The 11,988-nt window shown below is 72.7% G+C and carries 11 protein-coding genes; 3 read left to right on the forward strand and 8 right to left on the reverse strand.

Annotated elements, in window-relative coordinates; translation table 11 throughout:
• On the forward strand, nucleotides 1-203 hold a 203-nt coding region (locus ACIPXC_RS19590; RefSeq protein WP_401619545.1), incomplete at its 5' end, for a hypothetical protein.
• 732 nt (nucleotides 204-935) lie between these two features.
• On the opposite strand, the gene ACIPXC_RS19595 is transcribed toward ACIPXC_RS19590, so the two are convergent.
• Both ACIPXC_RS19595 and ACIPXC_RS19600 read right to left on the reverse strand, forming a co-directional pair.
• Nucleotides 936-1,994 (reverse strand): aminoglycoside phosphotransferase family protein, encoded by a 1,059-nt coding sequence (locus ACIPXC_RS19595; RefSeq protein WP_401619548.1) that lies wholly within the window; start codon nucleotides 1,992-1,994, stop codon nucleotides 936-938.
• Between the two features lie 644 nt (nucleotides 1,995-2,638).
• Entirely contained in the window at nucleotides 2,639-3,730 is a 1,092-nt protein-coding gene (locus ACIPXC_RS19600) for a sugar ABC transporter substrate-binding protein (RefSeq protein WP_401619551.1), read from the reverse strand.
• 678 nt (nucleotides 3,731-4,408) lie between these two features.
• Here ACIPXC_RS19600 and ACIPXC_RS19605 point away from each other — a divergent pair.
• Entirely contained in the window at nucleotides 4,409-4,831 is a 423-nt protein-coding gene (locus ACIPXC_RS19605; protein WP_401619554.1) for a hypothetical protein, read from the forward strand.
• A 137-nt stretch (nucleotides 4,832-4,968) separates the two neighbouring features.
• Here the strand turns inward: ACIPXC_RS19605 and ACIPXC_RS19610 are convergent, their stop codons facing one another.
• On the reverse strand, nucleotides 4,969-5,439 hold the full coding sequence (locus ACIPXC_RS19610; protein ID WP_401619557.1) for a hypothetical protein: 471 nt from the start codon (nucleotides 5,437-5,439) through the stop codon (nucleotides 4,969-4,971).
• 856 nt (nucleotides 5,440-6,295) lie between these two features.
• On the opposite strand from ACIPXC_RS19610, the gene ACIPXC_RS19615 reads away from it, so the two are divergent.
• Nucleotides 6,296-6,550: a DUF6400 family protein gene (locus ACIPXC_RS19615; RefSeq protein ID WP_401619560.1), complete on the forward strand. Its 255-nt coding sequence runs from the start codon at nucleotides 6,296-6,298 to the stop codon at nucleotides 6,548-6,550.
• 254 nt (nucleotides 6,551-6,804) lie between these two features.
• Here the strand turns inward: ACIPXC_RS19615 and ACIPXC_RS19620 are convergent, their stop codons facing one another.
• From ACIPXC_RS19620 to ACIPXC_RS19640, 5 genes are all read right to left on the reverse strand, one after another.
• Nucleotides 6,805-7,359, reverse strand: a complete 555-nt coding sequence (locus tag ACIPXC_RS19620; protein ID WP_401619563.1) for a DUF4232 domain-containing protein — start codon at nucleotides 7,357-7,359, stop codon at nucleotides 6,805-6,807.
• 249 nt (nucleotides 7,360-7,608) lie between these two features.
• Nucleotides 7,609-7,992 (reverse strand): protein kinase, encoded by a 384-nt coding sequence (locus tag ACIPXC_RS19625; protein ID WP_401619566.1) that lies wholly within the window; start codon nucleotides 7,990-7,992, stop codon nucleotides 7,609-7,611.
• A gap of 467 nt (nucleotides 7,993-8,459) precedes the next feature.
• Nucleotides 8,460-9,011, reverse strand: coding sequence for a hypothetical protein (locus tag ACIPXC_RS19630; RefSeq protein WP_401619569.1), 552 nt, complete (start codon nucleotides 9,009-9,011; stop codon nucleotides 8,460-8,462).
• Nucleotides 9,012-9,128: 117 nt separating this feature from the next.
• Nucleotides 9,129-10,328, reverse strand: coding sequence for a hypothetical protein (locus tag ACIPXC_RS19635; protein ID WP_401619572.1), 1,200 nt, complete (start codon nucleotides 10,326-10,328; stop codon nucleotides 9,129-9,131).
• Nucleotides 10,329-10,812: 484 nt separating this feature from the next.
• Nucleotides 10,813-11,934, reverse strand: coding sequence for a serine hydrolase domain-containing protein (locus ACIPXC_RS19640; protein ID WP_401619575.1), 1,122 nt, complete (start codon nucleotides 11,932-11,934; stop codon nucleotides 10,813-10,815).
• Nucleotides 11,935-11,988: the final 54 nt, after the last annotated feature.

Consider the following 11,988-nt stretch of genomic DNA (forward strand, 5'->3'; position numbering starts at 1 on the left):
CACGGGAGCACGAGGCACGGGAGCACGAGGCACGGGAGCACGAGGCACGGGAGCACGAGGCACGGGAGCACGAGGCACGGGAGCACGAGGCACGGGAGCACGAGGCACGGGCAGGCCGGACGCGGGAGCACGGGGTGCGGGAGCGGGCAGTGCGGGCGGCACAGGCAGCAGGGCCTGGTACGGGCCGGCACGGGCGGCACTGACAGCGCGGGCGGGGTGCAGAAGTGCGGGGGGCGGGGGTGTACGGCGGTCCGGCGGCGGGACGGGGCGCGGGGTTCAGGGGTGCGGGCGTGCGGGGGGGTGTACGGCGGTCCGGCGGCGGCCGGTACGGGGCGCGGGGCCGTGGCGGGCGGCGGGACGGGCCGCGGCCGGTCGCGGCGGGCCGCGGGGGCGGGCGGGCACGGCGGACGGGCCGTGGCGGACGGGTGCAGGCGGGCCGTTCCCCGGCAGGGCTCCCGCCGGCCGGGCGCAGGTCTCCCGCGGGTCCCTTGCCGGGCTCCCGCGAGTCCCATGCCGGGCTCCCGCGAGTCCCATGCCGGGCTGCCGCGGGTCCCATGCCGGGCTCCCACGAGTCCCATGCCGGGCTGCCGCGGGTCCCTTGCCGGGCTCCCGCCCTGCTCTTCGCGGGGCTCTCCGAGCGGCTCTCCCGGGGGCTCCCTGCGAGGCCCTCCGCGGGACTTGCAGGTGCTTCCACGTGGGTTTACAGGCCTGTGCGGTCCCTTATGCGGGGTTGCGTGCAGGGAGCGCGCTGCCGGCCTGCTCCTCACGGGTCCCCCGGAAGCTGCCGCGGAAGGTTCACGGGGGGAGTCGTTCGGGGGGTGCGGGGCTCGGGGGCTGCTCGGAGGACGCTCGGGGAGGCGGCCCGGGAGGGGCGGCCCGGGATGTGGGGCAGAGGCGCGGCGCCCAGGGGTGGTCCAGGGTGGTTCAGGGGTGGTTCAGGGGGTGACAGGGGGGCGTTCGGCGGGCACCGGGCGGAGTGCGGGCCGGCGGGTGAGCATGCGGTCGTGCATGGCGGTGGTGAGGTCGCTCACACCGGCCAGGGCGGGATGGCCGGCGGCCATCGCGGCGACGGTCCGCAGGCGGTGGAGCAGTCGCTGGCGGGCGGTCGCGGTGCCCCACGTCCAGTCCCGGCGCGCGGCGCGGGCCAGGTGGTCGGTGCCGTCGCGGCGGGCCCGCTGGACCAGTGCGTCGCCGCGCAGCAGCCAGCCGGCGCACGCGTCGGTGAGGCCGCCGTCGGCGAGGCCGGCCACGTCGGTGCCGGTCGCGACACGCCACTGGGTGCGGTAGGCGTCCTCGGCCCGCCGCAGCAACGGCTCGGGCGGCGAGGTGACGCACCAGCCGGTGGGGAAGCCGATGCGCAGGCAGGCCAGCTCCGTCAGGCCGCTGCCCAGGCAGGCCTGCTCGAAGTCGACGAACCTGATCCCTGCGGTGGTGTGGAGATCGTTGCCGGGGCAGGGGTCGCCGTGGAGCAGGGCGTGTCCCGGCGCGCGGCCGAGCCGGTCCAGCAGGTCCTCGAGTTCACCGGCCGCGCCGGCGGTGACGGGGGCGGGGACGCCCAGCGTCCGGGCCAGCCGGAGAAAGGCGGCGGCGTCGGCCCGCGCCGGGCCCTGCCGGCGGGGCAGCGCACCGGCGTCCCCGGGGCCGGCGGTGGCGTGCAGGCACGCCAGCGCGGCCGCGTAGCCGACAATCCAGTCGGGGGCCGGGCCGCGGTGCTCCAGATGCTGCATCACCAGGACCCGCTGCCCGGGCTCGGCGGCCAGGAGTGCGGGCGCCACCGGGGGCCGGGCCCGGGCGGCGAGCCGCAGCGAGGCCGTCTCGCGGGCGTAGGCGTCGTCGGCGCCGGGACCGGCGACGATCTGCTTGACCACTGCGGGGCCCTGCGCGAGGTCGACGCGCCACACCCGCGAGCGGGGACTGCTGGCCAGCCGTCGGGCGCGCCCGGGCGCGCCGAGCTCCGCGCGCAGCGCGTCCCCGAACGGCACTGACAGTCCCATGAGTTCACCCTTCCACCCGACCCCGCACCACCGCACGGGAGTTACGGGCAGGGCGGGCCCGGTACGGGAGGACAGCGGGCGGGGCGAGCCGTGGCGGGCCTGCACGGGCGGGGCGGGCGGCCGGGGCGGCGGCAGCGCCTCGGCGGCACGGGCGGACACCGGGCGGGGCGAGGCGGGTCGGGCGGACACCGGGCGGGGCGGGCAGCACGGGGACGGCGCGAGCGGTGCGAGGCGGTACGGGCTGCTCGGCGGAACGGGCCTGCACGGGCGCGGACACGAAAGCGGCGAGGGCCGGCACGGGCTGCGCGAGGCGGCACGGGCTCCTCGGGCGAACAGCGGGGCGGCACGGCTGCGCGAGCGGCATGGGCGGTACGGGCTGCCACGGGCGGCGCGAGGGGCGGGGCGGCGAGGGGGCGCCGGGTGTGCGAGGGGGGCGGGTCCGGCGGCGTACTCGTTCATGTCGGGTTCCGTCACCGGCAGTTCCACCCGTGTGCGGGTGGGGGCCCGCACAGGTCTGCGCAGGCCTGCACGGGCCTTGCACGGGCCTGCACGGGCCTTGCACGGGCCTGTGGGCCGCGTGGGCCCGCACAGATCTGTGCGGACGGATCTGCGGGGCCCGCGCAGGTGGGGTGGGGGTGGTGGTGCTACTTCAGGCCGATCTCTTCGCACGTGGCCTTGAGGTTCTCGGTGCAGATCTCCTCGATGGTGTAGACGCCGTCGAGGACAAGGGTGGTGGCGATGTTGTTCCGGTTCACCGCCGTGCCGGGGATCAGAACGGCCGGTACGCGCTTGCTGGTCGGGCTGGAGACGAACTGGTTGATGATGCCGTCGATCCTCTCGCCCTTGGCGAGGAGCACGGCGAGTTCGGCCGCGGCCTCCGCCTCGCGGGCATAAGGCTTGTACACGGTCATATGCTGATCGCCGGCCACGATACGGCGGACACCGGCGAGCTCGGCGTCCTGGCCGGTGACCGGCGGCAGCGGGGAGACACCAGCAGCCTTGAGGGCGGAGATGATGCCGCCGGCCATGCCGTCGTTGGCGGAGTAGACACCGACGATCTTGTCCCTGCCGAGTGCGGAGAGCGCGGCCGTCATGTTGGCGCCGGCGTTCTCCGGCTTCCACTCCACGGTGTCGTACTCCTTGCCGACACTGACCCTGCCATCGAGCACAGAACGGGCACCGGCCTTGAAACTGGCCGCATTGGGATCAGTGACCGCACCGTTCATCATCACGATCTTCCCGGCCCTGGCCCTGTCACCCAGGGCCTCCAGCATCGCCCTGCCCTGGACGCGGCCGATGTCCTCGTTGTCGAAGGAGGTATACGCATCGACCGGACCCTCGGCCAGACGGTCGTAGGCAACCACCGCTATGCCAGCCTCCTTCGCCTTCGTCACCGCACCCGCGATGGCCCTGGAGTCCACCGCATCGATGACCAGGACGTCCACCTTGTCCTTGATCATCGCTTCGGCCTGGGTGTTCTGCCGGGCCGCGTCCCCGGCCGCGTTGGCGTAGAGGACCTTGCCCCTGCCCAGGGTCAGCAGGGAGACCTTCTTCTCCATCAACGGCCTGTCGAACTTCTCATAACGCGCGGTCTCGTTCTCGGGGAGCAGCAGGCCGATCCTGACCGCGTCACTCCCACCGCTGCCGCCTTCTTCGGTGGTTCCGCAGGCGGTGAGCGCGGCAGCGAGCACCACGACGGCCAGAGCTATGGGGGCACGCCCCAGGTACGCGTTCACGAGGTGAGCCTCCCTGACAAGGCCGTGTCCGTACGGCCAAGGTCCAGGCAGTCAACGTGCCCGTACCGCTGCCGTCAAGAAGTGAATCCTTAACGAGATGGCAACGCTGTCACCGCACCGTCCCACCCCGTCCGGTCAGGGCTTTCCCCCACCGGGGGCCGCTCGTCTCCTGACATGACACCAACTCCCGAACGAAAAACACCGACCGCAGGGCCGGGGGCGGCGAGCACACAACACATGACACACACCCGCACAACCACCCAACCCACCCCACAAACCGACCAGCCAGGCCCGGCCAGGCCCGGGGCAGGGCAGGGCGGGGCGGGCCGGGGCGGGGCGGGCCGGGCCCACCTGGTACCCCTCGGCCAATCCGCATCCGCCAGCACGCCCAAGACCGGAAGACAGAGAGGGCCCGGACCCTCAGCCACCCGCGGTTGACGTGGAACGTTCACCGCCTCCGCGGAGCAGTCGAAACGAGACGCGGCCCTTGCCAGGTGCGACGGGGGCGGCATGTGCACAGATACGGTCGGGCTCGCCAACGCCTACAGCACTCACCACGGAGGCTGTCCAGCGGCATATGCCGAAGCGACGGTGTTGCCCCCCAGTCACGCAAAGCCGCCCCTACTGCATCCTCTACGAACCGCACCCCGGACTGACGAACAAGGAATGAGCACGCAGATGAAGACGACGATCCAGTCGGCGTTGGGCACCGCACTGCTGCTGCTGGCCGGCATGACGGCGACCAGTGGCTCTGCTGTGGCCCACGTACCGGGGGCAGACACCCCGGCCGCACACCCGGTTCGGCTGACGGGGCAGTGGACCGAGTCCGTCGACAGGAACCGCCCGGGAATCACCTTCTACGTCCAGAAGCTGACCTTCACCGCGGACGGACGTTTCGAGCAGATCAATGACGTGATCTGCAACCTGGACGACTGCCCCGCGTTCAAGATCGGCGTGAACACGGGAACGTACCGCACGGAGGGGAAGAGCATCCACCTCGACGGCAACCTCTCGGACCTCCACGGCGCCGTCCGAAGCAGCAACACCATCGTCCTCGACGAACACGTTCTTCACCGCACGCCCTCTGACGCCTCGCAATAGCTCACCGGGTCTTGCAGGCAACCTCGGGCAGGAGCAGGACCGCCGACTCCGAGCCGACAGCGCCAGGGCACTCCGCCGGTCGTCGGCCATCGACCTTCTGAACCCGGACATCGGGATGACGCGGCACCGCAAGCCCGTCACAGGCCCGAAGGAGCGTGTCGCGACCGGACCGCCACCGCGACCCGTAGTTCCTGGTCGCCGATCCTCGGCGACCAGTCCTCCTGAGAGGGAGCAAGGATCTGAACCATGGTCAGGAGGCGATCCGTTGGACCGTAGTCGATCTTCCAGCCGGCATAGACCCCGCAGAACCCATCCTTCACGCAACCCAGGCCAACGGTGACCCAGCGGACCGCTCCGCCGTCGCCGAGAGAGAACGCGACCGCGACCGCGGCCTCGAACTCCTCACTCCCGCAGGGGCAGCCGGCCGCACCGGGCTCAGCGCCCTCCCAGGACCCCTCGTTCCAGTACTCCTCGCTGCCCCCGATGAACGCGCGACTACCGCACTCGGAGCCCTCCCGTTCCGCGCTGGACACACCGACCAACACGAAGAACACGCGGTCGCCGCACCCACACACAGAAGGAGCGATCCTGACCTGGCGGCCGTCCACCGCACCCCACAAGAACAGCACGAGTTCCGCAGGGACACCGTCACCAACCTGATCACCAGCATGCGCGGACACATCCTCCCCGGCTTCCGGGCCCCGCCGACCGCCGACCGCCGACCCGCCGACGGGGACGACGACGGCATGGCACGTCTCAAGAGCGGAACCCGATGATCCCGTACCCGGACCGCGCGGCACCCGGCGCAGCCAGCCGATCACCTGTGGGCGACCGCCTCGGCCACCTCCCGGTCCATGGCGGGGCAAGCCCGGGCGGCGAGCCCGAGGTATTCACCCTCCTCGAACTGCGCCAGCGCCCGCTCGCAGTCCTCGGCCGACCACTCGCCACACCTCGGGTGGTGAACGGCCCTCCGTTCACCACCGCCTCCAGCGCCTCGGAGACAGCGGGGACGCCCGCGGCCAGCTGGGTCCCGGACCACGCCTCTTCCTCGGCCGGTTCGAAGGGACCCTTTGCCCCCGACCCACCCACCCCCGGGTGCGCTCGGCGTCCAGCAGATAGGGACTCAACGCGGTGCTCCTGGCCTGATCCTGGGTTCCGCCACCGGCAGTCGACCGAGGGCGTCCGAAGAGCTTCCGGGACCCTGCCCGGACGACGGTCACGTCCGCTCACCGGCTCCCCCGGACGCCCGGTCGGCTGCCGCCTTCGGCTCACGTGACCGGCTCCTTCGCCGGGGTCCGCCTGCCGTTGGCGAGGATGCGGTCAGGTTCCCGTTCGAGCCGGGCGCGCAGGGCGGGCGGGGAGCGCGGCCGTGCACGGGACGGGGAACGGGGCGCCGATGGAGTGGCTGTGACTCCGGCCACCCTCCCTTGACCGGCCAAGGAAGGGCTACCTAACTTCGAGGACATGGCCCCCCACGAACCTGCCGCGTCCGCACTGGTCGACTTCGCGCTCGACCTCACTCCCCACGAGACACTCCGGCGTGCCCACATGATGGAAGCCCTCGGGCCCGACTGGAACCCGGTCGAGGTCCTCCTCGGTGAAGAAGCCGCCCACGACCTGCTGTACTCCGGACTCGACCCCGAACAGCAAGAGATCCACGACACCCTCGTGGCAGCCGGCATACTTCCCGCCCGCGGAGAGCGCCGTGCTGCCCCTTGACCCGCAGGCCGACCCGGGACGCCGCGCCTGGACGCCCTGTCCCCACTGCCGCGACAGCCGTCACTGCGAGCCATGCACGCAGCAACGGACCTGCCCCACTCACTGGCGCTACCTTCTCGCCAACACCGGCAGCCTCCTCCACCTGCAGTGCCCCACCTGCAACCACGTATGGGCACACGAGACCCACTTCGGCGCCACCCGCGCCCACTGGAACCCGCGCTGAGCGCGCACCGGCAGGCCACGGGCCCCCAGGGTCAGGAGGCGGGGCGGAAGGCGGTGGCGCGGACCACGGTGCCGCACAGGGCGAAGTTCCCGCCGTCATCCGGTGCGAGCTGGAGACGGGCGCCCGCGACGCCCAGAACCATCGAGGGCGCGGCGAAGGGCTCGGCACCCGAGGCGCAGTAGCCGTCGGCCTCGCCCAGTACCGGCGTGAAGGAAATACGGGTCTGGGCCGCACCTCCCGGGGGCAGCTCCACCGGACGCGCCGGGCCCAGACGGACGACCGTGAGGGACTTGGCGTTGCCGGGTGAGCCCTGGCCGGCGAGGGCGACGGCAGGGTGGCCCCGCAGGACGCAGGGCGCGGAACCCTCGTTGACGACGGTGATCCGCACCGCGTTCGCCCCGAGACGTTCGGCGCCGTCCGCCGCGAGCTGACCGCTGCCGCACGCAGGCACGGGCGCCGCAACGGCACCGGATTCGGTTCCGGCGGCCGGTGCGGCAGCAGCCAGCAGGGCTGCCACGGCGGCGGCCGCTCCCAGGGCCGTACGCAGCCGGACGGGGGCCGCAGCGTCGTTCACGGTGTAGGACATGGCGCTCCTCCGCATGCCGCGCTGTGCCGGTGTGCAGATGGGCCTCCTCCCAGCCTGGCACCACCGTCCCCCGGCCGCCTGGTCTGTCGGCGTCGGTCGGTCAGCCGCGTCGGGTGAGATTCTCGGGGGCGCCTGCCGACCGGGCTTCCTCCGACTCCAGCGTGACCTGGTCGGGCCGCGTCATCGTGAGGACGTAGAGATTGCCCCGGGGGCACTCGAACGTCGCCGAACGATCAGTGGGGTGACTGGTCACCGCCGCGAAAACGGCGGAGTCCTGGCGGATCCGGCCAGCTCCCCCGGTACAGCGTCCAGACGGGGTTCGTCGTGAACGATCAGGTAGAGGAGAGCCTGCAGCGTCAGCTCCTCACCCGCCGCCAGAAACGGGCCGTGCCCCGTCGCCGCATGAACCAGTACCGCAGCGAGGGAGAACACATCCGCCGGAGCCGCGGCGACAGCACCGGTGGCCTGCTCCGGAGCGAGGTAGCCAGGGGTCCCGATGACCGCGCCGGTCTGCGTGTAGCGGGGATCGCACACCACGCGGGCAATGCCGAAGTCGATGAGGAAGGGACGCTCGCGGCCCAAGAGGACATTCGCCGGCTTGATGTCGCGATGAACGACTCCGCCCGCCTGCACCTCCGCCCGCCTGCACCGTGACCAGCGCAGCCGTCAGCTCCCGGGCCAGACACAACAGGGCGGGCGGGGGCAACGGCCCGTGCCGATGGACCCAGTCCGCCAGCGACGGCGCCGCCACGTACTCCGTCGCCAGCCACTGCGTCACGGCCCCCGGCGGGCTGAAATCGACCACCGAGACCATCCAGGCGCCCCGCACCCGGTCACTCGTACGGATCTCCCGGTCGAAACGCTCGGCGAAACCCGCATCCGCGCTCAGATCACGGTGCACGGTCTTCAGCGCGAGAGGCCGCCCCGAAGCCGTCCGGGCCAGGAAGACCTCGCCCATCCCGCCCGCGCCCAAGCGGGCCAGCAACCGGTAGCCACCGACCTCCGACGGGTCACCCGACCGTAAAAGATTCCATCAAGCCCACCCCACCCCGACCCCAACCGATCCAGCCCCGGCCCCAGCCTCCCGCGCACGCGCAGGGTCAGCGGGCGGCGCGCTCGTCATAGACGGCCAGCAACAACGCTCTCACCGCAGCATGCGCCCGCTCGGCATCCACGCCCTGATCAACCGCCTCCAACGCCGCAGCCGCCGACACCCGCACCGCCTGCGGCAGACCCTCATGCGCACAGACACGGTATGCGACGCCCCGCCGCGCGACGCGCTCCTCCTCGCTGACGCCGAAAGCCGTGACCGGGAAAACCGCCGCCTGGTACACCGCGACGCTCACCAGCACCGCATCCGCGATCCCCTCGGCATACCCGCCCATGGCCGTGGCGCCCGCGCCGGTGCTCACGCCCGCGACGGAGGCGGGAGCAGGCGCGGGAGCAGGGACGGGAGCGGGAGCAACCGCTGGGGCGGGGGCGGGGTCAGGCCGGAGGAAATGGGCCACATGTCTGCGCGACAGGAACGATCCGATCCCCGCACCCAGCCCTGCCGCCGTCGCGGCCAGCACCCCCGTCACCCGTCCACCCAGCAACAAGCCGACGCAGGCCCCACCCGCCACTCCGCACATCACCAGCACGAAGGTGATCATCAAGTGGATCCGGGCAACAGGCGAAGACCTCATGCCCAGCAGTATCCACACCCACCCACCACCCCGCCGAAGGCCGTACGCCGAAACCATGACCAGGATTGCCCCCCCGGCAGAAGGTCAGGACCGCACGACGCGGGAACCATCCGGAGAGCCGTCGGGGGTCCCCAGCGTCTCGAGTCGGCGCTCGGCCAGGCGCAGAAGGCCCGGATCCGGCAACGGCAGGGCGCGCAACAGGCCCACCAGCGCGGGTCCCAGCTCCAACGCCCCAGTCCGGTCCTTCAGTTGTGTCCAGCAATACACGGCTCCCGCCGCCGCGTCCTGGACCTCGGCCGCATCAGCGCCCTGCAACGCCAGCCGCGCCCGCCCCGCACCCGTCCACAATCGGGTCGCCGAGGCGAAATCACCCGCCATCCGCGCCAGATCCGCCCGGATCTCCCCGCACTGCACCGCTTCTGCCGAGCCCTGCCCCGACCGTTCCACCACCCACCGTTCCCACGCCCTGGCCAGCGCGTCCGCCTCACCATGGCGGCCGCCCATCGCCAGCGCATGCAACCGTGCCCGCGGATCCTCCGTCGCCACCGCCGTCACCGATCCGGCCGCGGCTTCCGAGGCGTGGCCACGTCCAGGACCGGACCCGGCTTCGACGACCTGCGCGGTCCCGGCCGAAGCCACGGGCTCCGGAGCGGGAGCAGGTACCCAGCGCGTCTCCAACTCCTGCGCGGACGGGACCACCAGCGTGCCCGGTGCCAGCCCGGCCGACCCCGCCGCCAGAACGTGCAGTTCCACGTTCGACGGCCGTACCGGAGCGCGCCGCAGCTGATCGATCCACTGCCGCGTGTACCCACTGGCCCCGCCGCCCGCCGCCGGGGCACCCGGCCCGCACACCACCCCGTACGCCTCCACCCCCGCGAGCCCGGCCAGCCCCGGCAGCGTCCCGGTCTCCCCCACCAGCGGCCATGCGGCCTTGTCCGCCACCAGGTCGACCACCACCGTGGTCTCGCCCGCCGTACGTGAACGCAGTTCCCCCAGCAGCCACTCCCACGGCAACGACGTGTACCGCACACTGGCCGCCGCCGTCCCCGCCAAAGCGACGCACAGCCCGCGGCCAGGGCCACGGCCACGGCCACGGCCACGGCGATCTGCCGTCAACCTCCCCGACACGTAGACGAACAGCGGACCCTCCGCCCCCGCCGCCACGCGCAACCGTGCCAGCACCGTGTTCGGATCGCGTGGTCCCTCCAGACACACCATGTCGGCCGGCACTGCGCACCCCAGCAGCGCGTCCGCCGCCACCATCGACAAGGCGGCCACGTTCACACCGGGATCCACCAGCACGCCGCCACGGCGCACCGCTGCGTCCCCCGCCAACAGCAGTACGTGCCCCCGCCGCTGACCGTCACTCACACCACCGAAACCCATGGCCCGACGTTACCCACACCACTCCCTCCACCGCACACGCACCCCGACCGCCCCCAGCCCCTGTTCACCGGCATCCCGGCCAAGCGGCCGACCTCTGCTCCGCCACGGAACTGCAGCGCAGGGCCGACGCCGCCGGGCTCGGGCTGCGCAGCATGGCCGTCGGCCCCTGACTCACCGCTCCAACGTACTCACCGGCGGAGCAGACAGCGCCCGCGGCCGCGCCTACGGAGCCCTGATGCGGCTGCTCCTGCGCTACGCCTTCCGCCCCACGCCGGACGGCGCCCGGACCTCCCTGTACGCCGCGACCGTTCCCGGTCTGCCCGGAGGCGCCCACCCCGGCGTCGGCCGGCCCGGACGTGAGCGGCGGTCCGGCTGCCACGCGTCACCGCAGTCCGCTGTAGGCAGCCATGATGATCTCCAGGCCTCGGTTGTCCTCCTGCGTGTCCCGGTCGAGCATCTGGTTCATGACGTAGGCCACCGTCATGCGTGAGCCGGGGTTGCTCGCGACCAGTGAGCCGCCCCATCCGCCCCATCCGAAGGCGGTGCCGAACCTGCCGAAGCCCGTGGTCCAGGACACCGGCGTCCGCAGGACGCGGTCGTCGCCGTGGAACACCTCATCCCACGCGGGCTCACAGCCCCGGGCGGACAGCAGCCGCACGCCTCCGGCCGATCCGCGGTTGGCCAGTACGGACTGGACGAGGGCCACGGACCGGGCGTTGCCGAAACCGTTCACCGCCGGGATCTGTGCACGGCGCCAGGCCTCGGAGTTGACGTCCCGCACCCGGATCGCGGCACCGCGGTGCTCCCGGCGTACGCCGTCCGGCCCGAGCGGCGCCCTGGCGGTGTACGCGTCGGTCAGCGTCGGCGGCGGGACGAGCGGTGCGACACGTCGGTCGTGCTCGGCGCCGAGCCCGAAGTGGAAGTCCGCGCCCAACGGCCCGGCGACCTCGTCGGCGAAGAACTCACCGAGGCTGCGGCCGGTGACGCGGCGGACGATCTCACCCACCACGAACCCGAAGGTGAGCGCGTGATATCCGGCGGCCGTTCCCGGTTCCCACTCGGTCGTCTGCGCGGCCAGTCCCGAGGTCACGCCGTCCCAGTCGTAGAGCTCCTCCACCGCCGTCGGCCCCGCCAGGTCCGGGAGTCCCGCGGTGTGCGACAGCACATGCCGTACCAGCATGTTCTCCTTGCCCGCGGCCGCGAATTCGGGCCAGTAGGCGGCGACCGGCGCGGACAGGTCCAGCTCGCCCCGGTCGGCCAGGATCAACGCGCACAGGGCGGTCATGTTCTTGCTCGTCGAGTTCACGCAGGTGAGGGTGTCGCGCTCCCATGCGGTGCGGCGCTCCCCGTCCGCGTAGCCGCCCCAGATGTCGACCACCGGCTCTCCGTCGAGAAAGACGGCAACCGAGGCACCCACGTCGCCCCTGCCGAGCAGACCCGCCAGTACCTCACGGACCGCGGCGAACCGCGGCTCGTACCGTCCCTCGATGTTCGTGTCGTTCATGGGCACAAGGCTCAGGCGGCCCTGCCGCGGCCCGCCCGACACTTCCCGCACCGG

The organism is Streptomyces sp. NPDC090021, assembly GCF_044748225.1.
In the GTDB taxonomy this organism is placed as follows: Bacteria; Actinomycetota; Actinomycetes; order Streptomycetales; family Streptomycetaceae; genus Streptomyces.